Raw genomic sequence first — 24599 nt, 5'->3', positions numbered from 1 at the left:
CTCGAATCTTCATGGACTGACGTGTACACTGAGGTTCTGCACGAGTTTCGAAAAGAGTAATACGTTATAAGGGAATAGGAATGTTTCAATGGATAAAAAATTGGTGGCATGGGTATCTAATCAGGCACTCAGCGATCACCGATATGGAATGGCAAACTGCTTTCAGAAATTTATCGTTGCTCCATCGTTTAAGTGAGGACGAGAAGATAAAGTTAAAAAAATTAGCTATTTTATTTCTTCACTATAAGTCCCTGGAAGGTGCGGGAGGTTTTGAAATAACCTCCGCTGTACGCATAGCCATCGCGCTGCAGGCTTGTCTGCCAATCTTAAATCTTGGATTAGACTGGTATGAAGGATGGGTTTCCGTAATTATCTATCCTGGCGCTTACCGCAGGGAGAATGTTGAAGTGGATGAATGTGGCATAGTCCACCAGGGCGTGGCGAATCTGAGTGGTGAATCCTGGCAACACGGTCCGGTCATTTTGTCCTGGGGGGATACCTTAAATCACAGTGAAAATGATGGTTCTAATGTAGTGATTCATGAATTTGCACATAAATTAGATATGCTCAACGGAAAAGCCAATGGTTTGCCACCACTCCATCGATGGATGTCGGTACGACAGTGGGCAACGGTTTTCAATCGCGCCTATGCCGACTTGGAAATCCAGTTAGAACAGCACAAAACGATTCCCATTAATCCCTATGCATTGACCTCCCCGGCCGAGTTTTTTGCTGTTTTTAGCGAGATTTTTTTCGAGAGGCCGATGGTTATTAAACGGTATTATCCTGAGGTTTATGAGTTAATGAGGAGATTTTACCGCCAGAATCCATTGAGGCCGCCAGAGAAATGAGGACAACCGTGTGATTGGCCAGGTAGGTTGCCCTCATTGGATAACCCTAATCAGCCTCAGGTGGTTTAAGATCCGTTTTTAAAGGATTGAGGGTGCTTGATTGTTTTTGTGTTGCGGCGTTGGTCATTGCGGGAGCACTGTTTTTCTCTCGTTGATCCACGACTGCACTAAACTGGCTTATCTCAGTAATTCGTTGACTTTGCTCGGCACTGCCAAATTTTTCCTGGCGTGCCTCCTCTTGCAGCTGGCTTTTTATATTCGCCGCACTGCCTTCATAGAGCTTGCCAGAATTATTTGAATACATGTAGTTGTCTATATTCTTGAGGCCATTATCGCTAGTGAGCACTCCGCCGCAGCAAAATGAACACATCCTGGCTTCATCTTCATAAAACTTTTTCTTCTGCTGCGCAGAAAAGGAAAGGATGGGTGGAAATTCGTCTAACAACGATTTTCTTCGTTCATTATCGGGATCATTATCGTCCAAACATTCTTTTTTATACCGATCAATAAAGGGTGAATCCGATGTGCCAGGTACCAGGTTTTGAAAATAGAGCAAATCTTTTGGTTCGTTACGCGCACCCATTTTGCTTAGTTTCATAGTTTCCCTCCATTCCCTTTTGTCCTCTTCAATCATCGTTTTTACACGTTTTAACTGACCTTGGTTAAGGTATTGCTCATTGATAAAGCCTATCACATTAAGAATAGCTCGGTTTTTAAAGGTGATTTTAATTGAAACGATTGAGGTGAAGTAAGAAACTGTAAATTATACTCTTTTTGTTCTATTTTAAGAGTGAAAAGGTATTAAGACTAAAAAGCCGCTTGTGGAAAAACTGACAAAGGGGAGACATCCCTTGCTCAGGTTAAATCGTTTGACCCCGGCTTCTCCATGTCTACTCTTATTTCAGAAGTGATCCTATACTAAGCAGAGTAATTGGGGTGTAAAACCGTGACAAAATAGACAAGGAACTTCTATGTTACAGAACCCGCTCGATAATCGCTCCCTTTATAATTGGTACGATTTTACTATGAGGGCTATTCAGCCTTATTCGGATTATTGCCACACCCTATCAAAACGCTTTCAACGGCTGGCAGATACCTTGAGCCTACCAATGACTATTCCCTTTCTTTCTGAATTACAAAATGAACTATTAAAAAATATCGCCCAAGCAGGAATACAAAATTACAGGGAGGTTGCTGGCTACCTGTATGTGTACCATATGATCACTAATATTTATGAAAAACCGGCATTTGATATCAAGGAAGTTAAATTAGGGGATGATTATTGTGATATTTATGAGGAAACCATCGATCAAAAAAGTTTTTGCAATTTAATTCGCTTTAAAAAAAGAGAGATCTTGCGGGAAAAACCCTTCCCTAAATTGCTGGTTGTTGCACCTATGTCAGGCCACTATGCAACCTTGCTCAGAGATACAGTGAGAGGGCTATTACCTTTCTATGATGTTTACATCACCGATTGGAAAAATGCCCGTGATGTCCCGCTAAAAGAAGGGGGGTTTGATTTAGATGAGTTTATTGCTTATATCATTTCCTATTTCAAACTCTTAGGGCCTGATCTGAATGTTTTGGCTGTTTGCCAACCTACAGTTCCTGTATTGGCAGCGCTCGCATTAATGTCAACCGACAATGATCCCAAATTACCGCGCTCGGCTATCTTGTTAGGAGGGCCCATTGATACGTCTCAATCACCCACTGCAGTTAACGAACTCGTTGCTTCCAGGGATGATGATTGGTTTCATCAGAATGTGATTTCAATGGTTCCAAGTCGTTTTCCTGGTGCGATGAGGCTTGTTTATCCGGGATTTATGCAGTTGTCCGGTTTTATGAGTATGAATTTACCACGGCACATGGAGTCACTTAAAAATGCTATTAATAGCTATGCCGTAAACCACCGCGATAAGGCTTTGAAAATTATCCAGTTTTACCTTGAATATTTTTCTACAATGGATTTAACCGCTGAATTTTATATGCAAACGATTCATACCGTCTTTCAAGAGCAATTACTGGTAAAAGGACGCTATAAATCAAAAGGAAAAGACATTCGATTACACGATATAAGAAATACTTCGCTGTTAATCATTGAAGGTGAGCGGGATGACATTACTGGACTTGGGCAAACGAAATCAGTCATTGATTTATGCAAAAATCTTCCTGCCAAGATGAAAAAATATTATCTGGCGGAAGGTGTCGGCCATTATGGATTATTCAATGGCAGTAAATTTCGCAAGATGATCGTTCCTGAAATCAATAAATTTATCGGTATATAAAAAACACCCCTATCCGGTAGGGGTTGAAAATAAGTGAGGGCTGATCTTCAACGGCTATTTTTTCCGCTGCAATTTGGTTGAAAGAGGATTCATATCAAACGGAGTGGCAAACTTATCATTTTGATCCAAGTCCTCTTCCTCCTCATCTTTGTCTTCCTCATCGGGATCCATATCCAATGGGTTTATTGGTATCACGGGAACCGGTTTTGGAGTACTTGGTTTGGGTTGAGCGCCAAGCCCCTTCAGCATTTTGGAGTCAGAAAGCTCTGTATTAGTATCTTCTTCTACAGTGCTATCTTCTTTTTCAAAGCTTTTCTTTTGATCCTCTTCTTCTTTCTTATCACTTTGGGGGAAAAACATTAACTGAAAAGTCAGCAAAAAACTTTTCATCATATGCAGAAGCCAATCAAAAGGCTTCTTCTCATCGATGTCTTTTGATTTCTCCAATTCGTGATTCAGTTCGCCTTCAAGCTCTCTTCTTTCTTTCTCCAACTCTTTGTCTTTTTGATCAGCCATCATTCTTCTCGCTATCAATCAGCCTGTAAGACCTATTATACAATTTATGTGGTCATGTTTTGACCATTTTTAATGTAAAATATTAGCAAACGCTTCTTTACTATCCATTATAGTCCATCGATCGCCCGTCAGTGGCTTATTCATAAAAAATCAAATTAATTCAATTGGTTATTAAATTGAAATCGCTCAAGGTCTTCTTATTATTTTATGGCAGGTTAACTAGGCCGGGCCTGTTGGAAAGAATATAATGAATCACTGGAATGATTTAGGTGAAGAGGCAATGGCAACAGAGAATCAATGTTACTGGGTTTACATTTTACTGTGCAGCAACAATACCTATTACACCGGCTATACCACGGATCTGGATAAACGCTATCAATCGCATGTTAATGGTACGGGACGATGTAAATATACACGCAGTTTTAAACCGGTTTGTATCGCCCAGTCCTGGAAAATTAATGGCTCCAAGGCTCAGGCATTGAGAATAGAGCGCTACATTAAAAAGCTGTCTCACAGTGACAAGCAAAAAATTATTGCAGAACCACTGGACTTTTTAACCAGGGTAATGAGTGAGTCAGGAACACAGTAAATAAGACACCTTCAGCAATTCGGGTTAAAGCCAGCAGGCTTTAACCCGGAAGATTATCCCCGTCCCTCATTAATTCCAGCGGGAAGCCCCGTAATACCACCAGGACAGAAGGTGATGATATAACTGGTAGAATTAGGTTCCCCGGCTACATTGATGTTATTGGTACAACCAAAACCACTTGTTTTGTCATCAAAAGGATAAACATAGGCTGAGGGGCACGCCTGCTTCATCCATTGAATCATCGGTTGAACAAGGGAATTCCACTGAGCATTGGTTTGTGGTTGCGAAGCGCCCACTTGCGTACAACTTTGGGTATTGGAATTGGCAGCAATAGCCACATTATTTGTTTGTGCCGGGTTCCACCAGTCAGCACAGCCGCAACATTGCGCTATGTCGGTCGCTGAGTATCCTGGATAGGCATTATAACAGGTATTATATCTTGGACCGGTATAACCGGTAGGAACAGCGCATAGCATCAAATTAGATAAAACTGCTCCGGATGGATAAAACGGTGTAGTCGCCGTGGGGAGTGACTGATTACATTTAAAGTAGCTTTGCACTGCGGCAGGAGGACTAGCGCCGCAGACTTGATCAGCAGACCAGTATCCCAGGAAATTTCCACAGACCTGGTTAAAACTGCTATCGAGCCCGCAGAATGTATTCGCTGGGCAACCCTGATTGCCTGCAGTAATAGAACAAGATGTTCCGCCGTTCGTAACCCAATAAAATCCATTACCCGGCACTTGATTAATAACCGGTACTACCGCGTTATTCCAATTGCAGGCACCAAATCCATTAGTTGCTACGTTATTACCCGGTGTTCCACAATTGTAGTTATTGGGAGTGGCCGGAATTGAAGTTGCCCCGGATTGATAATAAACCGGTTGCATCGAAATCGGGATGTGGAAACCATTGATCACTTCCACATCATAGCTATCTGCACTGGTAAGATTCATCGTGATTTCAGCCTGGGTTGCCGGTTGGGTGAACCCTACTCCCGGTGCACAGGCTGTACTGCCACCATTATTACCGCAAGAGGCTTGTTGGCAGGATGATGTTCCATTACATAGCGTACTTGCAGAGATATTGCCGCTCCATTGAATACTGGGATCGGTCCCTGGATTCACATCGATAGTCACATTATTGGTGCCGCCACTGGCAGTTAATAAATAAGCCTGGGGAGCAACAACAATATTGGGCGTGGGATTATTCCAATAGCATTTGTGGGTCGAGGTATTACAGCTGGTACCAGCAGGGCAAGCTTGAGTTGGGCAATTCGGTGTACTGGTCAAGCTGCTGCCATTCAGTGAAAACCACACATCGAAATCACAGTCATTAACCAGCGTAACGGTTCTGCTTGTTGGCAATGCCGCGACGACAGAGCCAGAAGTAATCGCCGTAGCAGCAGGTTGAGGTACGCCACCAACAGAATAAGGAACCTGCGCTGTTAACACATAGGTATCAGGTGGGTTATTGGCTGCAGGGGCTGTGAACGTCACGGTTAACAGACAAGCAGCATTGGTGAGGGTTTGAGGGATCAGACAACTCCCAGCGACTGCTGATAGTGTTGCTGAACAATCATTTCCTCCCTGATCACAACTAATCGTTGCCCCCCCGGGAATATCGACAGAACCGGTTGCTGTAAATAAAAACTGAACTTGATGGATACTGTTTTGCACAATCAACGGCGGTAAAGCGAACTCCGTCACGACGGTGCCGACCAGGGGCGCTGCCGGATTCACTACCTGGGTTAATGTACTGGCTTGAACAGGGCTATCGGGCGGGCCACTATAAGAAAGTGTTGCAGTGACTTGTTGGATAGAAGGAGTAGTCGAGGTCACTGTATAAGTCCCTTCTACATAGCAAGTTCCCCCGTTTGCCGGAAGCGTACCGATACAAGTGGAGGTGTGATTTGGTATCCCTAGTGTTTGCGTGACATCCACTGATAGGCTCGTTGCATCGATTGCACTGTTGTTGGTGAAGGTAAATTTATAGCTGGAAGAGGAACCATTCGTTACCTGGAATGGCAAGGAGTCAGTCACAACCACGGTGACCGCACTTAATGACTGGCCCGTTGCGATGGTCGTTATTTCTGGTAAAGGGACTCTATCCCTGCTATAGCCTGCGATAGTCAATTTCAAGGATTTTTGGCCAATCACCATTGGGTTTAATGCGATAGTGACTGTACAGGATGCGCCTGAAGCTAATAGACGACCTGTGCATTGGTCATTAAAAATAAATTCCACCGAAGAACTTGTCAGATGCTCGATAACTAATGGCCTGACTAAAGAAAAAGGTAGCTGGTTAGTGAATGTATAGACAATGGTATACGTTTGGCCCACTGCGGTTTGTGCAGGAAAGGTATTTGAAACCCGCCAGGCGATTGGATCTTTCCCTGCATAAGCAAAAAAAGCAACCAGGAATAGAAAAAAACTTGTGATGATACGGGCAGAGCGGTTCATGATGGTCCTTTCTCATTATTCTGATGGCGTTTAAACGCCATCTCGCTTAAAAATTACACTCATTGAAAATCAGTGGTATTTCGTTCTCATCCCTGGCCTGTTTGCGGATCCCCGCCTGTGCACAGGAATTGGTTCTAGCCATGAAACAGATAGGTCATTCCGAATACCGCAGCGTTGCTAGTCAAGTTTCGAGACGATAAGGTTGCGTTACTCCATTCTTGAAGACCTGGTCCTGAACGGAATTTACCTAAATCCGTGTATTCGTATCCTAAAGAAACCAACCATTGGGGTTTGACCGCCCAATCCAATCCAGCACCTAACTGGTAAGCAAATGACGTTTGGTTGTGATTGGAAAACCCGGGACTCACGCGTGGTGTTACATTAGGCAGTACAGTTTCGCTGTAGTCGCTCGCATGATTAATACTGACGCCAATACCACCCTGGATAAATGGCGCGACATGATGGATTTCCAGTATATTAATTTTTGATGACGCTAAAATTAAATCGGATGACAGCTTCCATTGATAATTATAATTGGTGAATTCGGGCAAGCTGTACTGCCTAATTTGCCCGTTAATTGTTCTGTTAAAGAAATGAGAATAATTGATTCCAACCGAGACCGCCGGAACCATGAAATGAGTAAAGCGGTAACCGCCACCAACCCCTAGCACCGCCGAGGATTCTGAGTCCATCGTATAGCTATCTTTATCACTAGGGCTAGAAAAACCACTGCCGTTATCTACTGTTAATTGATCATCGACATGGGTTCTTTGAGCGCCAATCTTTGCTGTCAGATACCAACTATTCGTTGCTTCCGGAGAAGAGGCGAACCAGGTTGTGGCTTTAGCATTCTTTGCTGTCTTGGCTGGCGTTAATCGTGGAGGATTAACCTGAACTGGATGAGTTTGCTGATGGGGAACAATCGGTTTCCGCACGCAACATTGCTTTAAATTCCCTGAAAATGTTGCCCCAAGTTGATGAAGTTCCTGTGCATTGAGAGGTCCTATACGAACAGCAAACATAGTCGATACAGGGGTAATGGTGACAGGAAATTGGGTTTTGCTTTTAATTTTCCTGGCTATAGTTTGAGCGTTACTTTTGTTAGAAAACGCGCCTAATTGCAAGAAATAAATTTTCTTATGGGGTTTCCCCACAAAACGCATCGCATTTTGTGTTCCATAAATAACCTGAGATGACCAAGCGGTACTAATAGCGCAACAACTAAACAAGGTCAACAGCAAAGACAGGATCCACGGACCCGGGTTAATCCTTAACAAAATTAAATCCATTTAATACTTCGAAGGGTAGAAAAGATTACAATAATTTCCCTCCCAGACGCAAGGTCATTTTTCGATTTGTTTATTACGAATATATCTATAGATCCACGTGCGCTCAAGCCACCCTTTAGCCATCTAAAAGAGTCAAAAATGATCAACTGTTAATCTTTATGTAATGAAAAAGATCTAAAATAGAGCTATGAGAGCAATTAATTGATAGAGGTCACCATGCCTACTATTACGCCATTCTGGCAGTACCGCCAAGCCTCTTTATTTAAGCACGATAAGATAAAGAAAAGTGATATTGAACAGTGTGTAAAAGACTGGACCAGAGGGGAAGAAGAAAATATTACCGTCAACGGAATCAGGTTTGACAAACTGCTTGCATCGCGTGGACTGTCAGCCGAAACCCTGACCGGCGAACAGTTAAGAACAGTTTGGCGAGAAACACTGCTTGCCGAGCTGCCAAAGGCTGAGCAAGATAAAATGCTTGCATTCATGGAACAAGTATTTCATCAGGGTGGTGTGCCTTGTGCATTACGTAGCCGGCTTACGGACGTCGCTTCAGCCAGAGGGCATATGGTAGGGGCAAGTGGCGTTAATGGCACGATGAGTTTTACTGTGGTAGACAATAAGCTGATTATTAAAGAAGACATGCATTTGGATAAAATGCTTTTGAATTCAAATTCCAAGTACGGTGTAAAGCCATTAGTGGCAGCAGAAGGGGAGCATTTGCTCAGTGGGACAGCCGTTTATTCCATTGATCTAACCGCTAAAGAACCTGCGGTAGAATGCGTCGACCTGGTATTAAATCACCACGACGATACGACAACAAAAATATTTGATACCCGAGGAATCCTTGCAAAAGTCGTGGATTTTCTGAAATCACTGACTGGTATGAATAAATTAGTCGATCCCACTGAAACACAAACACAAAAACCGAGTATGTAAGAGGTAGGTTGGGTCGCGACCCAACAAAAACTTCCGGACTATCATTCCGGGGAATTCTCAGAGATGCGGAAGCTAATTCCAAACTCCGAACCGATGTAGGTTGGGTCGCGACCCAACAAAACTTCTGGAATATCATTTCGGGAATTCTCAGAGATGCGGAAGCTAATTCCAAACTCCGAACCGATGTAGGTTGGGTCGCGACCCAACAAAACTTCTGGAATATCATTTCGGGAATTCTCAGAGATACGGAAGCCAATTCCAAACTCCGAACCGATGTAGGTTGGGTCACGACCCAACAAAAACTTCCGGACTATCATTGCTAAGAATTCTCAGCGATTGCGGAAGCCAATTCCAAACTCCGAACCATGTAGGTTGGGTCACGACCCAACAAAAACTTCCGGACTATCATTGCTAAGAATTCTCAGCGATTGCGGAAGCCAATTCCAAACTCCGAACCATGTAGGTTGGGTCACGACCCAACAAAAACCTCTGGACTATCATTGCGGGAAATTCTCAGCGATTGCGAAAGCTAATTCCAAACTCCGAACCATGTAGGTTGGGTCACGACCCAACAAAAACTTCCGGACTATCATTGCGGGGAATTCTCAGCGATTGCGGAAGCCAATTCCAAACTCCGAACCGGTGTAGGTTGGGTCACGACCCAACCTACATCAGATAGCAATCCGCAATAGTCCTTTAAATCAACGTACTCTCCACCATGCGCCCCAGCATTATCGATTGGAATAAATGCAGAAAATTATATGGCTCAAATTTATAAGGATTTAAATCCAACCAAAAGATTTGAGCTAGGGTATTACCCATATTGATAATCTACTTTGGATATTAGAGCATGGATTACATCTGATAATGCATCGCTACAAGACGTGAATTTTCATCCGATAGGGTATCCGGAGCTAATTATAAGCAGAACTAAAAAGTGTACCTCCACCATCCGGTGGATCAAACGTGGTTCGCAAGTTCAAAGGCTTTTGTTGATACCAATTTAGGCTTGGTTGCTATCACTTGTAAGCACCAGAAATCGACGGGAATTATTTCGTCATCGCAATGTGTTTGCTTTAAATATTCAGTTATAAACTCGTTTAAAAATTCTTCTGTTCTACTTACTGGAATCTGTTTAATTTGAGCACTAGCAGCATTAAAGAAACCTTTGAGCTTTTCTTTTGATAGAAAAGTATAAGTCATTTTTTCTTCAGTAATCTCTATAGGTTTTAATCCAGCTTCTATTAGCATTTCCTCATACGCATTCGGCTCAGAGAAGAATCGTGGATTTATAAAATCTGTGAAATATTGTTTCCAATTCTCACTCGCACAAATTTCATCCAAAACATAATGGTAAATTGATTTTTTGTGAGATAAAAGCAATGCAATTTGGGCACCTTCAACGGCAGAGTCTGCAATTCCTTTGAGGGCTCCCATCTGATCTTTCACCCAATGCAAACAATTAAATGAAGTTATAATATCAAATTGTGCGCGGAAAATATTCTTACTTGCATCCATTTGAATAAAGCGCATATTGTCTTGAGCTGAATATTTCTCCGAAGCATATTCAATCATTTGAGTTGATATGTCCGTGCCTATTATACAGCCAGTGCTAACAATTTTAGCAACCTCGCGTGTAATGATTCCATCCCCACATCCTATATCCAGCACCCTTGCGTTAGAGGAAAAAAATATTTTACTTAAAACACTCATAGCAAAATTATATTGTAACGCATTGTTTTCACTATATTTAATTGGATTTTTATAAGCGTGGTCATTCATAATTAAGCAACTCAAGGCAAGAGAGAAATTTTACATTTATCAATAAACAATCCAGATACAGAATGCAAGGAATATGTTAATATCCCATTGGTTGCGGGCAATTGCTTATCAAGGGATTAGTAAACGAATGCTCTTTCTCAAAATATCTTCTTATTTTAAGGAACTAAGAATACCGTCCTTTAAAATAGAATCAGAAAATGTAGACCCAGAAACAGGGTTAATCTATTTCTGGATACAACTGCATGGTAAATGCACTCCTTTGCTAAAAAAAGATCCGATAGAACTTCTAAGAGAAGCGCGAGCTAAAAATTTTTTTTCCGAAGATGATTACGATCGAATAATTGCAGCTCTGCTTGAGAATCAGAAAAGATTGATTGAATTTAAATATAAGAAAAAATTTCACTTGATAAAGCATCAATTTTCTGAGCAATTGGAACAACCATTGATCGTTTATAATGATTCAACCAATAAAATTTATATTAAACCAGCAAAGGAAATATATTCTAATATAGAAAGTCTTAGGATGTTTAGTTCCGAAGATAGCGCTTGCATAGGAAATATCGTTGGCAGCCATGAAACCGAACAAGAATTTAGAATACGAAAAGAGGCAAAGAAAGAGAATGTTATTAAGTTCGATACTTTACTCTTGACGGATTGAAATTTAGAACCTTTTCACTGTTATATGAAATAGTCTTGTTAGGCATTATTTTTTTAAATTTACTTACTAAATAAGCGTTTGGTATGCAAATTATGAAAGAATATAGCATCTTCAATATATAATCCGAAACAATGATATTGGTTGTATCTCGAATGCTGGCGTCACTTAGAACATGAAATGTTATTAAATTAGTGGAAATTGTAAAAAGCAATTCCCCTATAGCAGTTGCACCTAGGCTTCTTCTAAAAAAACCCTTTCCAAACCATTTCATTCCCCATCTATCCATTACGTAGGTATTAGCAAAAAAACCAATTGCTAGAGAAATTGAATCTGCAAATGCTATATGCACAAAGCCGGTGGTAAAAATAGAATAGATTTCCTGATTGTGCCAATTAGAAGGTGATGACAACAGTGATAAGCCATATGTAACAAAACTGAATAGGAACTCACAAATAATAATTGCCAAAATCATAAAATAAGAAACTCTAGCTCCTAGTAGTTCTGTTATTGAATCATTAAGTGGGAAAAGAAATGGAAAAACAAAGACAGAGGAGCATAAAATTCGGCCATATAGTTCTACTGTTTTATAGCCCATTACAAAAGAGCAGAAGAATATCGTCGCATACAACATACCAAGTAAAACCAAATACGTGCCCTTATCAATGGTATAGAAGTAATTTCTTACATTTTTTAATATGGGTAGTTTCACAGGACTATCCTTGTTAATTAGTCTTCACCCTCATGGAAGTAGATAAAATATGCTGAGTATTATTCTTTCCCATATCAAAAAGATTTGTTCGGTAATGGACGATCACCCCTTTAAAAGTGTATGCATTTAAATTTATTCTCTTAATTTGTATAGGAAAATTTGAGTTGAGGATTTTTATATAAAAATCCTCACCATCTGAAATTATTTGTCTAATTTTAGGGGAGTCATTTTCATTTTTAATGAGTAGAACAAAATCCTTGTTGGTTATATCTCGCTCGGGATCGATAATAACTATGGAGTTTACAAGTATAAATGGTTCCATCATATTGTCTTGAGAGAACGTTGCAAAACACCGGTTATTTGTTGGAAATTCAATAGGAATTGTATTGAATTGAGTTCTCCCCTCTTGGGATAATTTTAAAAATGAACATATTTCTGTAGGTTGAATCAACGGTATTTGTTTACAATCAATAGGTTCTTCACCAATTAATTGGCTCACGGTAATTTGAAAAAAAGATGATAATTTCTTTAAGACCTCAATTGTGGGATTCCCATTTTTGTTTTTTAACAACCTATAAATTGTGCTTGACGGCACACCCGTCATCCTTTCTAACTCTAAAACATTTAGATTAAATTTTTCTAGAAGTTCAGCTAGCACAAAATCGATTGACATAATTCGCCATATATAGTAATTTTCGCCACAAATGGATATATTATCATATATGGCGAAATCTTTCATTTATTAAATTAGTTTAATTAATTCCACTGTAAGAATAAATAATTAATAGAATTACCTATGTAGAAATAAAATGGGTTATTTATTGCGAAAGGAAATAATGAATCAAAAAACAAGCTGGGATCATTGGCTGACTCTTATGTTTAAGGATTTTATGACTGAAACTGATCCTAAAGCTGGATATGAGATACTCCATATTTATGAATGCAAAAAAACTGGTTTCACAAAAGCAACGATTAAAATACCCCCACGAGGCACTATTATAGAGAAAAATATTAGAGACATAGTTATAGAAAACGAGTTTTTGGAGAATCTGGATAAGAAAACTATTCGTACACTAACCCACATTGCAACAATGGAGTACTTAAATCCAGACTATTTTATTGTGTCCCAAAAAATGACTGGAGAAGCGGATAATTGTATTCTGGAAATAAAATCCAACAGTGATTACAAGACGATAAAAAAATCACCAACAGAAATATCAAAGGATAAGACATTAGTTGCTAGATTTAATTCTATAGAAGCAAATAGAATAGGCTATATGGCGGGCGTTCTTGAGACGGTAATGGAATATGATGCTCTAAAGCAAGGTATTTAATTTATAAATAGTAAATGCAGGCTGAGCATGTCGGGCCAACCTGAAACACAAACACAAAACCGAGTATGTAAGAGGTAAGTTGGGTCACGACCCAACCTACATCAGATAGCAATCCGCAATAGTCCTTTAAATCAACGTACTCTCCACCATGCGCCGCAACATGGTCGGCAACAAGGGTTTCACATAAACATGATTCGCCCCCATCGCCAAACAGTGTTTCCCCAAAGGCTCATCCACATGCGCTGAAATCACAATAATGGGTGTCCTTTCATAGAGAGGATTAGCCCGAATCAACGGCAAAATTTCCTCCCCCGGCCTATCCGGTAAACCCAAATCAAGCAGGATGCAGTCGAAGAATTGGGTTGCCAGTGTTTCCAATGCTTGTTGTGCAGTTTCTGCCAGAGTCAATTGATACTCATCACTTAATAACGAAAGATACATTTGCGGCAGATAACATTGTCTTCAACGATTAAGAGTTGTGTCATGATTTATTCCTTTATTGTCGATTGGACCCTTTGCCCAACATCGTGTTGTCATAATGTTCCCCCTGCAGGCGGGGAACCGTCGGTTTTCCACCGGCCTTAATCAGGCGCTGCGATTTCTCCATAACGCAAACCCTTGGCAATCGCCTCAGCAATATTTTTACACGCCAGTTTTTGAAAAATGTTATTGCGATGCCAGACCACCTGCCGTTCCGACACAGCAAAAAAGGTAGCAATTTCTTTAATACTTTTCCCCAACGAGGATAAATACAAACACTGCTGCTCACGCGGGGTTAAACGCCCATCGATACAAAGCGGCCGCTGCACCCACGCCCGTGACAACAGGGTCTGCACTTCAGCAAGCTGCTTGTTGCTGGGATTGGGATTGCCTAAATAGGTTAAGTAGTCTCGCGCAAAGGCTTTAAAAAACTGCTTCTGTTTGGCTGTGTGGTAATGAATAAAATTGTGTTCATTCATTCTGTTACTGTCCATGTTGTTCTCCAGCGTAGGTTGGGAAACTTACCCAACAGCGCGTCGGGTCAAGACCCGACCTACATTAAAAAGAACACGAGCAAGAGACGTGACTGTTCCTACCCGTGCAGTGAGTATTGGAAACATTAGTGTTCGTTTAGCAATTTACTTGCGCAAATAGCTAACAAAACCTAAAGGTCACGTCGAAAAAAGGGGGATTTTATGCCGTTTCTTAATAAGGAAACGTTGAAAAAAGGAATACAAATGAAATAACATGACGTCAGCCATAATTTATCTCCTGGATAGATTGTGGTCAGCTGGTAGCGGGGGACTGCAATCCCTCCTATCAGCGCTTATTGCCTTAAAACAACTAAAAGCACATTCATGTTATTTTATTCTGTAGTGCCTTGCAACTGAAAATTCGAGAATTTTCTGGCGAGGCATGACGGAAATCTGCCGTTGTAATCTTAGCTAATTTTAATGAGTTGAATACCTCAACCCGCAACGCTGTATTGAATATTAAAATTTAATGATTTCGCAATCGGCTTAGAATTCTTACCGCTTTTTTTAAATTCGATAATGCCGTAACGCGCCATCGTATTTAAAGTACGGCTTAGATTACTGGGTGCCCGATTAACAATTTCGGCCAACTCTTTAATCGACTCAGGTTTTTGTTCATTGATTATTTTTAGCAACCGCATATTATTTTCACTTAAAACTTCACACAGCGATTTGATAGAACTAAACCAAATCTTCGGTTCATTTCGCTTAGGTATATATCGGCCGGAAGCTATTTCTAATGCACGACGCTGAAATTTCTCTCTAGGCATAACACCAACTTGGATTACCTTCATTCCTATTTACCTCCGTAATTCAACTTCCATAATTGAATTAACTGCTTTAAAAAAATCCTCGAGCAATTGTGAAGCATTTACAAATTCGTAGGGTGTTCCAGTATCTCTTATTGTTCTATGTACATGATCATACTGAAATATTTGTCCGCTATACCGGCCTCTCTTTTGAATACGGATTGCATGTGCATTATCAAATCCCAAAATACGCTGATTATGGTTATCATGAAAGGTTAAGTTATACCTAATTCCATGAGGCCGCCCAGGAGTTGGATCTGTCCGCGTTACTTCTATCTTATTTATACCAATACCCATTCTCTTCCGTGTATTCAGTTCCATCTAGCGAGAGTAAATAGTCTAAGCCATCATCCATGTTTATGAACACCTTAAGTATCAGCAGCTGATATATTTTTATTATAAGAGGCGTTTACTTAAATCTCAATAGCCAGTGAAGATTGGATGCTTCGAACAACAGGAGCCTTGGCCATAGAGATCATGCCGGGACAGAGGCCATACCTACGTGCCCATAATAATTTTCCCATAAATTTACTGGCCATCTTTCCAATGTGAGACTATAAAATGTATGTAGGGGCGCGAATAGATTGTGCCTCATTAGATTAACTGGAGCGCATATGCAAGATTGCTATTTATACCCTGTCAAACTCACCTGCACGTAATATTCTCAATAGTATAAAAAGGCGTATATATAATGGCGACTTTCAAAAGGAAAATTTTGAAAATATAAGAATTATCTCCAGGCCAGACGGAGGCATCGATGTTGTAGTTGAATTAATAAGGCTGTTGCCATAACCAAAAATTTTCTACAAAGTTGAGCACATCACCTAATAGCGCGTTATCATTAATGAGAGATTGTCGGGTCATGACCCGACCTACCAATCAAACCACTCATTTAACTTCGTAATCAACTCATCAACCCCTTCCTTCTTCAATGAAGAAAAGGCTTGTACCGTGACAAACTCTTCCATCAATTGATAATGGCGACGCACTTTTATCACCGCATTTTTAACGTCACCACGGCTTAATTTGTCTGCCTTGGTCAGTAGGATATGGACGGGTAATTCGCGATTTAAAGACCAGTCAACCATCATCTTATCCAACTCTTTCAACGGATGGCGGCAATCCATTAGCAACACCAAGCCCTTTAAGCATTGGCGCACTTCAAGGTAATGCGCTAAATTTTTCTGCCAATCCAGCTTCACTTGCTGGGCAACCTGGGCATAACCGTAACCGGGTAAATCGACCAAGCGCCGTTGGTCATCCAGGCTAAAGAGATTGATTAATTGGGTACGCCCCGGTGTCTTCGAGGTACGGGCGAGTTGTTTGATGCCGGTTAGGCAATTCAGGGCACTGGATTTACCGGCATTTGAGCGTCCAGCAAAAGCGACTTCAAAGCCCTCGTCAGCAGGGAGATGCTCAACACGCGCTGCGCTTTTTAAAAAACTGGCCTGAGTGTATGGATTTCTTAACATTATTTTTCAATTTCATTTTGGGATTTTTGCTCAGGCAGTGTACCATTAAATGAGATAAAACCTTCGGAAAAAGAATGAAAAAAATCGTGTTTGCGGTTGTACTATTCTGCACATGCGCGATCCAGGCTGCTGAAGTTGCTTCTTCGGTTGAAGAAAAAGCGGCTCTCTGCGTTGCCTGTCATGGTGCAAAAGGAATTAGCACTAATCCTGAGTGGCCAAGCCTTGCGGGGCAACATGCAAAATACCTGCTCAAACAAATGATCGATTTCAAAAAAGGCAGTACTCGTAATGCCCCAACGATGACTGCAATCCTTGCCAACCTCAATGAACAGGATATGGCAGCATTGGCTGAATTTTATGCCAAACTCCCTTTGCCAGAAGGTTCTGTACCCAAAAAATATTTAAAACGGGGTGAGCAATTGTATCGCGGTGGTGATTTCGATAAACATATTACTGCCTGTATCGCCTGTCATGGCCCCAGAGGGACAGGTAACGAGCAGGCGGGGTTCCCTGTGTTATCAGGACAACATGCGCTTTATACGATACAGCAACTTCAAGCCTTTAAAGATCAAAAGCGCAAAAATGATTTGAATTCCATTATGCGTGATATAAGTGCACGTATGAGTCCAGAAGATATGGCTGCGGTAGCCTATTACATGCAGGGTTTGCATTAATCTTGGGCTCATAGCTTAAAATCCCGGATTACAGCCTTCGGCTTTCATCCAGGCTACAGGCCAGGGGCCCGACCTACATGACTATAAACACAATCCAGCGAAATGGATAGCTCTCTAATTATTTCGAAAAAATACAAATACACCTGTGTTTGATGTAAACTGCACGTTCTCAACCCTTTTGAAGTGAGAAACTATGTTAAAACGTTTTTTATTAATTGCTTTATTACTGCCAGCGTTAGCTTTCGCTGACGATTTTGTAGCAGGAAAAGACTATGAATTAGTCAACGGCAATACAACAACACAACCCAAGAATAAAATCGCTGTCACAGAATTTTTTAGTTATGGCTGCCCTTGGTGCTATCGTATCGAGCCTACATTGGCGGGCTGGGTAAAGAAGCAGGGAAATAAAATTCAATTCTCCCGCGTACCGGTCGTGTTTCATAAAGATTGGAGTTATTACGCCAAGGCTTATTACACCGCTCATGTTCTAGGCTTGGAAGCAAAACTCAACCCGGCTTTGTTTAAGGCTATCCAGGACAATAAGCAGTCACTGAATACCAATCAAGCCATGATTGATTTTTTCACAGCCCAAGGCGTAGCAAATGCGACTGCAAAAAGTGCTTTTGAAAACTCAACCACCATTGATATGAAAGTGACTGCAGGAACAGCCTCTATGGCTCGTTTCCGTATTAACGGCGTACCTGCTGTGGTTATCAATAACCAATACAAGACTGATTTGCAAATGGCAAAAAGTGAAGAACGTTTGTTTAAAATTCTTGATTTTCTGTTAGCGAAAGCCCATCAAAAAACAGCTTGATGTACCACCAGCCACTGGATTTTCCGGTGGCTTCCTACACGCTATTTCACTAGCGATATAAAAACAGAATTCTGTTTTTATATCGACCTCGCCTTAGTTAATTTTAGTAGAGCCTGAGATACCCGGATTTTCCAAACTTAAAATACCGCTGGTAAAATCGTAAGCAAAAATCTCCGCATAGCGTCCCCAGTCAATCATGGTACGCAATACCCGCTCTGATTCCTTTTCACTCAAATAATCTTCCAACTTGCTTAAGAAGCGTTCCTCGGAAACACGATGGCCTATCTTTTCATCCAGGACGCGGCGAATATAACGTGCCAGAGGTACTTTTTCCAATAACCGTCTGGCAAATAATTGCTTACGCTCTTGCAAATCGGCTTCAGAAAATTGTTTACCCAGTTCACTCAATTGGATATCCCCATCGGAAACTTTGGCAAAACCCAAAATTTCCAGTGTTTCGAGGATAGGGAACAAATCATCAATGTTCATCATTAACTCATCAGCAAGCTCTGGTAAATCAATACGCTCCTCAAAAGATTTCATCGTTTCGATAAGACCTGATAATTCTGAAGGTTCTACATCCGGCAAACGGTAGCCGAGGCCGATTTGCCGCTCGCGTTGGGCACGCCTTGCCTTTTCCTTGGGACCAGTGGTCATCAAGGTATAAATTTTATCAACCAACGCATGGTACTCCGGCGTGTCAGGCTCACGCGGTTGCGGCAATGTAACCTGTAATTCAGCGCGAATGTAACCCGGATCGGAACCAAAAATAACAATGCGATCAGCCAGTGTTGCCGCTTCTTCAATATTGTGCGTGACCAACAAAATACCATTCGTGTTGGTCTTTTTCTCTTGCCATAATTCGAGTAAATCCGATTTAAGGTTTTCTGCTGTCAACACATCCAGCGCAGAAAAAGGCTCATCCATCAATAACACATCGGGATTAGTCACCAGAGCACGTGCAAAACCTACCCGCTGCCGCATTCCGCCTGATAACTCCTTGGGAAAAGCCGACTCAAAACCATCCAACCCAATGGTATCAATCGCTTCAATAGCGCGATGACGACGCTCCTCTCGACCTACCCCCTGAGCTTCCAAACCGAGCTCCACATTTTCCAATACAGTCAGCCAAGGCATCAGCGCGAAGGATTGAAAAACCATCGCAATACCCGGTACGGGTCCTGTGACGGCTTTACCGCGATAGCTTACTTTTCCTGCTGAGGGTGGTACCAACCCCGCAATAATACGCAAAAGGGTTGACTTTCCGGAGCCCGATTTACCCAGCATGGCGACAATTTCGCCTTCCTGTAATTTAAAATTGACATCCTCAAGCACCAATAAATCTTGCTCAGATGCTTTTTTAAAGGATTTACGACAATTTTCAAGAGCAATAATGGTTTCTGACATCGATGCCTCAATTAAAATGAAAGCGCTCTTCCGCCAAACGATAGAGCGGGCGCCAAATTAGGTGATTAAACGCCAAGACATAGGAACACATCATTGCCGTACCTAACGCAATTTTCGGAAAATCACCGGCAATCGTGCTGGCTTGTATATATTCCCCCAAACCGGTTGCCTTTAACGTGGTGCTCCCCCAGCTGACCCATTCTGCCACAATACTGGCGTTCCAGGCACCGCCTGCAGCAGTAATTGCGCCAGTGATATAAAAGGGGAAAATACCGGGTAACGCCAGTCGTTTCCACCATTGCCATCCCTTCACACCAAAATTATCAGCTGCCAAATAAAGATCTCGCGGAATGGTTGATGCCCCGGCAATCACATTAAATAAAATATACCACTGCGTACCCAGAATCATCAGTGGCGTTACCCAAATTTCCACGCTTAAATTAAACCGTACAATGGCAATTACAAATAAAGGATAGAATAAATTAGCAGGAAATGCGGCAACAAACTGGATGACCGGCTGTATTTTTTGCGCCAGGCGCGGCCGCAACCCTATCCAGACCCCCACGGGAATCCAAATGAACGAACTGATAATAATCAATACAATGACGCGGGTACCGGTAGCGGCCCCAAGAAGAAAGACGTGAACAATCTCGCTGACCTTCAGTTCGGCAAGAATGAATTCCAGCAATAACCAGCCACTCCCAATAATAACCAACCAAACGACTGCATACCATAGCCAATCAAGGTGTTTTTGACGGTGAAAATCGACTTCTTTCACCACCTTCGGTCCTCTACGGCGAAAACACCGGGCATTAACAAAGTTATCTTTGACAATATTGAGCCCTTTACCAAAGCGCTTGGTTAATCGACTGCCGCGCAGCAAATCAATGAGCCAGGATTGATATTCTTCTTCATCGGGTGCCTGTTCCATTTTAAATTTCTCAGACCAGGCTATCAGTGGTCTAAACAGAATCTGATCATAGAGAAAAATAACAATAACCATGGTTAAAATAGCATACCCTACCGCATGCAAATCACGCCGTTCGATAGCCAGGGCAATATAAGAGCCCACGCCAGGTAAACGGATATCCTGATGAGCGACAGCAATTGCCTCTGATAAAACAACGAAAAACCAGCTTGCGGACATAGACATCATCATATTCCACAATAAACTGGACATGGAAAAAGGGACTTCAACCTTCCAAAAACGCTGCCAGGCTGATAGTTGGAACATGGCCGAAGCCTCTTTCAAGTCATGAGGCAAGGTCTTTAACGATTGGTAAAATCCAAAAATAATATTCCATACCTGCGCTGTAAAAATAGCGAAAATACAGGCACATTCTGGCCCCAATAAACTGCCGGGGAAGAGGTGAATAAAACCGGTAACCGTAATGGATAGAAAACTTAATACTGGCACGGATTGCAAAACATCGATTGCCGGAATAACCACTTGCTCAGCACGCCTGTTTTTTGCTGCCAGGGTACCGACGATAAACGTGAAAATAATCGACAAGGCCAGGGCAATAAACATCCGCAACACGGTACGCAAAGCATAAAAAGGTAATTTTGACGGCTCAAGTGAAATGGGTAGCGGATCCCCCAATTGATAGGGGCTTGCCATCTGTTTGCCTGCCCAACCAAGAAAAAATAATACTGAGAAAATGAGAATCAGGAGCAGCAGATCCCAGCGGTTAATAAAGCGACTGACATTTTCGCGGTTGGCAAAGTAAAAACGACTGTTGCGCACAATGCCCCCCTCATTATATTCACGCCATTGAACCGAACTATACCTTATCCAATCAAAAGAGATACCTGAATTTTGATTGGCGATTAAAGAATGGATTTTGCAAAAGGCCTAAGTCACTTATTGAATAACCCAAAACCGCATAAAATACCATAAATACCGGCTTATCGGTATATAGTCTGTCCTTGTGAACCCATTAAAATTAATAATTTATTTTATTTCAGATGAACTTTTTTCAAACAAATGTGTCTAATAAGTGAGCATTCCCCCGAGTGCTCTACTCTGCGTTCCCCTCTTTATGCAGAGTAGTGTCCGTACGAGAATGTCGGACACCCGTTTTCCCCGGCTTTCAGCCGGGGTTTTTTTGTGTTTTAAACCCGTCTACAATTAACTAAAAATCTTTACGAGAGAATACCGTGCGACACATTAAGCTCTATGCCGTATTAATCACCCTTTTTTCCTGCTCTTTGACATGGGCTGAACCCGCGTCGGAGGATACCCAGATGGCGGTATGGGTCAACGAAGCCATTGTCGCTACCTATACATTTAATTATAAAAATTTTATCGATCGGCAACGAGAAATCGCCAAATATTTTACGGCGACAGGCTGGACGGCCTATAGTGCAGCACTCAATGCGTCTAAACTCCCTGATGCAGTGCAAAAAAATTCTTATTTCGTCAGTGCAGTAGCAACATTACCCCCTGAAATCAAGGTAATAAATGCTGCGCAGTGGCAAGCTGTTATGCCCTTACTCGTTATTTATAGAAACCCTCAATACCAACAAAAACAAAACTTACGGGTCACCATTAACTTTAACCGGGCACCATCTGGTCAAGGTGTACGAGGTTTTGCTATCAGTAGTCTGCAGGCCCAGGTAATAACCCCGCCTTGCCAATGTAAGCAAGAAGTGGATAGCACCGCTACAACAAGTGGTACCCAATCACCCCCAGGTGCACAATAATTAATAAAAAAAGTAAGATAATAATCAAATTTAATTTGCGGGGCATGGTAATATCAAGCGCGGCCTGCTCCGGATGATTGGGATTATAAAAAATGTCAATTTCTTCGTCTTTTTCGAAGGCGATCGCCGCACGATAAGCCACTTTACGCGCATATTTACTATTAGGATTATTGTGTGACGTGTCCAAAAAGAGGTATTCGCCAATAAAATCCCTATCAAAAACCTGATAGGTATATTCTATTTTCGGCCACAACTGGTGTCCTTCACGAGTCCAGACAAAACGTGTGATACGTCCTTTAGTAATAAGCCAGAATTTGGTTTGCTGTAACGATTGCCGATCCCGCCAGAAATGCCGCAACAAAACCAGTAAAAAAAGTAACCAAAGAAGATCAAGCAGCCAATGCCAGGACACAAGCCAATTCGTCACGGATATTCCTATGAGCAATGATACTTTATCCTAGAGCAAATACCCAAGTTAAGCAAAGGATTCGCTAGCGAGTTTCCGAAGAACTCCATTGTTATTTTTAGCCACTCTGTTTATTTACAACACACAACTGGAGGACTATGCTTGATATGAGTGGTAATGGACTATCTAACCGCTTAGGCAGTTCAACTTCAGCGGAGGAAGTAATCATGCATAGACTATTTACTATTTTCATACTCATCAGCAGCAGCTTATCCTTCAACGCGCTTGCGCAGCAATCAGGTGGTAGCGGCGGTGGAGAAGATCTCAAAGGGGTTTGCGAATTGTCCGGCGGTAACTGGACCGGTTCAGAAACAGGTAATTGGGCTTGCTGCTGGCCTGATTGGGGTTGCTACGGCTGCGTTGACGGCAATTGCAAAATTAAATGTCACACACAACGCTGTAAAGACGCTAATGGCGTAGGCAGACCAAGCACCAATGAAATATTGTTGCAAGGTATAGCGCCAGCAGGCATGAAAGCACCTATTGTTCCTAAAAGGCCAAAGGCGACTATAAAAAACCCATCAAACTCAACACTGCAAAAAACGCAGTAATTAATCAGTACGACATAAAAAGCCTCGTGCTTTTTATGTCGCACAATGAAAAGTCATTTTGAGGGATCATCGTTAATAGCCACCTCTGCTGGCTGAGTTGTTTTATTTAATGCTTGCGTTTGACGTCGACGCATAATAAAGAGGTAGCTGACCACTACAGCAACGATGATGATACCCAGAGACCAAAACGGCCTGATAGCGAACCAGGCTATTGCCGTTGCGATTGACCAAAGGATAAAACCGCAAACAAAAGCAATCAAGCCCGTACCAAATCCGACAATAGAACCTAATAGGGGTAATACATCTGCCAGGACAACCAGCGGCTTTAATACCAGGGAAAATCCAGCAACCATCGCGAGCAAGGAAACCAGGCGCAGGATCCAGGTGATAATTCGATTTTCAACCAGCGCATCATGAATCATTTGGTCCGGTGATTCTTGTCCGGAAGTCAGAAGTATCACCTCTTGCCCAGCTTTAGCCATATAGGGTTGTAAGGTATTTCCTGTTTGTTGGCCAATAATGCTGACCGTTTGCGGTAAAACCGCTGTTGCTTTAATGCGTAGATCGCCAATTTGCGGATTTTGGTAATCCTGTCCCCCATAGAGTTGATTATTGACATAATGGACTGGTTTATTGATTTGCTTCTGGATAGCGGAAAGATTCACTTTGGAAAGGTTAACAGGACTTGTTTCACTAATTTCACTAATCACGCTTTGTGGAAGGAAGAAATCTCCCACAGTGACTGTCTGAGCATATTGCTGTTGTGACTCAACGGGCATTGCCGCAGGATTCTGATGCCCAGCCTGATCGTTAAACGACGAACTATCAAGCAGTTTTTGTGACCAGATTTTTTTGTAATTATACGTTTTTGTTGTTTTCTCTGAGCCGCCCATCTGCGATTCAGTTTTGGTTTCTGTATATTCTTTCCATTGATACATTTCTACAGTTCTCGTGAGACCAATGGCGTTTTCTTTAATGCCAAGGAAAGAATCGGTCAGAATATCTTTGGTCGTTGCCAAACCACTGAAATAGACAACCCGAAGATTATTTTTATTATCAATAGGGGCATTAGGAACAGAAATTAATACGCGTTGAGCCTCTACTAGCGATTGAGCCCTATGCAAGCCATGGCCTTCATTCCAGAAGGTGAGGACAAAAGAACCGATAATTAAAAGAATACCGGCAAAAATACCTATAAAAGCGTCTTTTATACGGCTACCCCATGAACGCGTACTGATTTCTTCTGTCATCTCAATCCTCCCTGAGTCAA

General features: G+C 41.8%; 26 protein-coding genes. 10 read left to right on the top strand and 16 right to left on the bottom strand.

The window, feature by feature from the left end; translation table 11 throughout:
* Positions 1-80: 80 nt before the first annotated feature.
* Positions 81-851 carry a zinc-dependent peptidase gene (locus DYC89_RS14490; RefSeq protein WP_115222424.1) on the top strand — a complete coding sequence of 257 codons (771 nt, stop codon included), beginning with the start codon at positions 81-83 and terminating at the stop codon, positions 849-851.
* Between the two features lie 46 nt (positions 852-897).
* Here the strand turns inward: DYC89_RS14490 and DYC89_RS14485 are convergent, their stop codons facing one another.
* Positions 898-1449 carry a hypothetical protein gene (locus tag DYC89_RS14485; protein WP_115222423.1) on the bottom strand — a complete coding sequence of 184 codons (552 nt, stop codon included), beginning with the start codon at positions 1447-1449 and terminating at the stop codon, positions 898-900.
* A gap of 373 nt (positions 1450-1822) precedes the next feature.
* Here DYC89_RS14485 and phaZ point away from each other — a divergent pair, with 373 nt between their 5' ends.
* On the top strand, positions 1823-3136 hold the full coding sequence (phaZ, locus tag DYC89_RS14480; RefSeq protein ID WP_115222422.1) for a polyhydroxyalkanoate depolymerase: 1314 nt from the start codon (positions 1823-1825) through the stop codon (positions 3134-3136).
* Between the two features lie 54 nt (positions 3137-3190).
* Here the strand turns inward: phaZ and DYC89_RS14475 are convergent, their stop codons facing one another.
* Complete coding sequence (locus tag DYC89_RS14475; RefSeq protein ID WP_115222421.1) at positions 3191-3655, bottom strand: hypothetical protein; 465 nt, start codon at positions 3653-3655, stop codon at positions 3191-3193.
* A gap of 244 nt (positions 3656-3899) precedes the next feature.
* Here DYC89_RS14475 and DYC89_RS14470 point away from each other — a divergent pair, with 244 nt between their 5' ends.
* Positions 3900-4241, top strand: coding sequence for a GIY-YIG nuclease family protein (locus tag DYC89_RS14470; protein WP_245954018.1), 342 nt, complete (start codon positions 3900-3902; stop codon positions 4239-4241).
* Between the two features lie 53 nt (positions 4242-4294).
* Here the strand turns inward: DYC89_RS14470 and legT are convergent, their stop codons facing one another.
* Together legT and DYC89_RS14460 are read right to left on the bottom strand one after the other, a co-directional pair.
* Positions 4295-6703 carry a Dot/Icm T4SS effector LegT gene (gene legT / locus DYC89_RS14465; RefSeq protein WP_115222420.1) on the bottom strand — a complete coding sequence of 803 codons (2409 nt, stop codon included), beginning with the start codon at positions 6701-6703 and terminating at the stop codon, positions 4295-4297.
* A gap of 134 nt (positions 6704-6837) precedes the next feature.
* Positions 6838-7980: an outer membrane beta-barrel protein gene (locus tag DYC89_RS14460; protein WP_245954017.1), complete on the bottom strand. Its 1143-nt coding sequence runs from the start codon at positions 7978-7980 to the stop codon at positions 6838-6840.
* Between the two features lie 228 nt (positions 7981-8208).
* Here DYC89_RS14460 and DYC89_RS14455 point away from each other — a divergent pair, with 228 nt between their 5' ends.
* Positions 8209-8931, top strand: a complete 723-nt coding sequence (locus tag DYC89_RS14455; RefSeq protein ID WP_115222418.1) for a hypothetical protein — start codon at positions 8209-8211, stop codon at positions 8929-8931.
* Between the two features lie 960 nt (positions 8932-9891).
* Here the strand turns inward: DYC89_RS14455 and DYC89_RS14445 are convergent.
* The gene (locus tag DYC89_RS14445; protein WP_115222416.1) at positions 9892-10713 is read right to left on the bottom strand and encodes a class I SAM-dependent methyltransferase; all 822 of its coding nucleotides are present in this window, start codon (positions 10711-10713) and stop codon (positions 9892-9894) included.
* 73 nt (positions 10714-10786) lie between these two features.
* On the opposite strand from DYC89_RS14445, the gene DYC89_RS14440 reads away from it, so the two are divergent.
* Positions 10787-11371, top strand: coding sequence for a hypothetical protein (locus tag DYC89_RS14440; RefSeq protein ID WP_115222415.1), 585 nt, complete (start codon positions 10787-10789; stop codon positions 11369-11371).
* Here DYC89_RS14440 and DYC89_RS14435 read toward each other — a convergent pair.
* Together DYC89_RS14435 and DYC89_RS14430 are read right to left on the bottom strand one after the other, a co-directional pair.
* Positions 11340-12080 carry a VUT family protein gene (locus DYC89_RS14435; RefSeq protein ID WP_115222414.1) on the bottom strand — a complete coding sequence of 247 codons (741 nt, stop codon included), beginning with the start codon at positions 12078-12080 and terminating at the stop codon, positions 11340-11342. The genes DYC89_RS14440 and DYC89_RS14435 overlap by 32 nt on opposite strands.
* Before the next feature lie 13 nt (positions 12081-12093).
* Positions 12094-12753 (bottom strand): helix-turn-helix domain-containing protein, encoded by a 660-nt coding sequence (locus DYC89_RS14430; RefSeq protein WP_181879417.1) that lies wholly within the window; start codon positions 12751-12753, stop codon positions 12094-12096.
* Between the two features lie 163 nt (positions 12754-12916).
* Between DYC89_RS14430 and DYC89_RS14425 the strand changes: the two genes are divergently transcribed.
* Positions 12917-13414 carry a hypothetical protein gene (locus DYC89_RS14425; protein WP_115222412.1) on the top strand — a complete coding sequence of 166 codons (498 nt, stop codon included), beginning with the start codon at positions 12917-12919 and terminating at the stop codon, positions 13412-13414.
* A gap of 126 nt (positions 13415-13540) precedes the next feature.
* On the opposite strand, the gene DYC89_RS14420 is transcribed toward DYC89_RS14425, so the two are convergent.
* From DYC89_RS14420 to yihA, 5 genes are all read right to left on the bottom strand, one after another.
* The gene (locus DYC89_RS14420; protein WP_181879416.1) at positions 13541-13855 is read right to left on the bottom strand and encodes a response regulator; all 315 of its coding nucleotides are present in this window, start codon (positions 13853-13855) and stop codon (positions 13541-13543) included.
* Between the two features lie 140 nt (positions 13856-13995).
* Positions 13996-14388, bottom strand: coding sequence for a helix-turn-helix domain-containing protein (locus DYC89_RS14415; RefSeq protein ID WP_115222411.1), 393 nt, complete (start codon positions 14386-14388; stop codon positions 13996-13998).
* Positions 14389-14861: 473 nt separating this feature from the next.
* Positions 14862-15221, bottom strand: a complete 360-nt coding sequence (locus DYC89_RS14410; RefSeq protein WP_115222410.1) for a MarR family transcriptional regulator — start codon at positions 15219-15221, stop codon at positions 14862-14864.
* Between the two features lie 6 nt (positions 15222-15227).
* Positions 15228-15533 carry a toxin-antitoxin system TumE family protein gene (locus tag DYC89_RS16640; RefSeq protein WP_245954016.1) on the bottom strand — a complete coding sequence of 102 codons (306 nt, stop codon included), beginning with the start codon at positions 15531-15533 and terminating at the stop codon, positions 15228-15230.
* 575 nt (positions 15534-16108) lie between these two features.
* Positions 16109-16708 (bottom strand): ribosome biogenesis GTP-binding protein YihA/YsxC, encoded by a 600-nt coding sequence (yihA, locus tag DYC89_RS14400; protein ID WP_115222409.1) that lies wholly within the window; start codon positions 16706-16708, stop codon positions 16109-16111.
* A gap of 74 nt (positions 16709-16782) precedes the next feature.
* Between yihA and DYC89_RS14395 the strand changes: the two genes are divergently transcribed.
* Together DYC89_RS14395 and DYC89_RS14390 are read left to right on the top strand one after the other, a co-directional pair.
* A complete protein-coding gene (locus DYC89_RS14395; protein WP_181879415.1) occupies positions 16783-17382 on the top strand; it encodes a c-type cytochrome in 600 nt (199 codons plus the stop codon).
* A gap of 193 nt (positions 17383-17575) precedes the next feature.
* Positions 17576-18199: a thiol:disulfide interchange protein DsbA/DsbL gene (locus DYC89_RS14390; protein WP_115222408.1), complete on the top strand. Its 624-nt coding sequence runs from the start codon at positions 17576-17578 to the stop codon at positions 18197-18199.
* Between the two features lie 93 nt (positions 18200-18292).
* Here DYC89_RS14390 and DYC89_RS14385 read toward each other — a convergent pair whose 3' ends face one another.
* Together DYC89_RS14385 and DYC89_RS14380 are read right to left on the bottom strand one after the other, a co-directional pair.
* Positions 18293-19606, bottom strand: a complete 1314-nt coding sequence (locus tag DYC89_RS14385) for an AAA-associated domain-containing protein (protein WP_115222407.1) — start codon at positions 19604-19606, stop codon at positions 18293-18295.
* A 7-nt stretch (positions 19607-19613) separates the two neighbouring features.
* Complete coding sequence (locus tag DYC89_RS14380) at positions 19614-21353, bottom strand: ABC transporter permease (RefSeq protein ID WP_115222406.1); 1740 nt, start codon at positions 21351-21353, stop codon at positions 19614-19616.
* Between the two features lie 413 nt (positions 21354-21766).
* Between DYC89_RS14380 and DYC89_RS14375 the strand changes: the two genes are divergently transcribed.
* Positions 21767-22312 carry a DotI/IcmL family type IV secretion protein gene (locus tag DYC89_RS14375; RefSeq protein ID WP_281271385.1) on the top strand — a complete coding sequence of 182 codons (546 nt, stop codon included), beginning with the start codon at positions 21767-21769 and terminating at the stop codon, positions 22310-22312.
* On the opposite strand, the gene DYC89_RS14370 is transcribed toward DYC89_RS14375, so the two are convergent.
* Positions 22272-22739 carry a DUF3592 domain-containing protein gene (locus DYC89_RS14370; protein WP_245954015.1) on the bottom strand — a complete coding sequence of 156 codons (468 nt, stop codon included), beginning with the start codon at positions 22737-22739 and terminating at the stop codon, positions 22272-22274. The two genes, DYC89_RS14375 and DYC89_RS14370, sit on opposite strands and share 41 nt — an antisense overlap.
* Positions 22740-22945: 206 nt before the next feature.
* Here DYC89_RS14370 and DYC89_RS14365 point away from each other — a divergent pair, with 206 nt between their 5' ends.
* Positions 22946-23329, top strand: coding sequence for an acetyltransferase (locus DYC89_RS14365; protein WP_147285513.1), 384 nt, complete (start codon positions 22946-22948; stop codon positions 23327-23329).
* Between the two features lie 53 nt (positions 23330-23382).
* Here the strand turns inward: DYC89_RS14365 and DYC89_RS14360 are convergent, their stop codons facing one another.
* Positions 23383-24579, bottom strand: a complete 1197-nt coding sequence (locus DYC89_RS14360; protein ID WP_115222403.1) for a TMEM43 family protein — start codon at positions 24577-24579, stop codon at positions 23383-23385.
* Positions 24580-24599: the final 20 nt, after the last annotated feature.

Source organism: Legionella donaldsonii (assembly GCF_900452385.1).
In the GTDB taxonomy this organism is placed as follows: Bacteria; Pseudomonadota; Gammaproteobacteria; order Legionellales; family Legionellaceae; genus Tatlockia; species Tatlockia donaldsonii.
The sequence above is the reverse complement of the archived record's forward strand: the minus strand, read 5'-3'. Positions and strand labels throughout refer to the sequence as shown.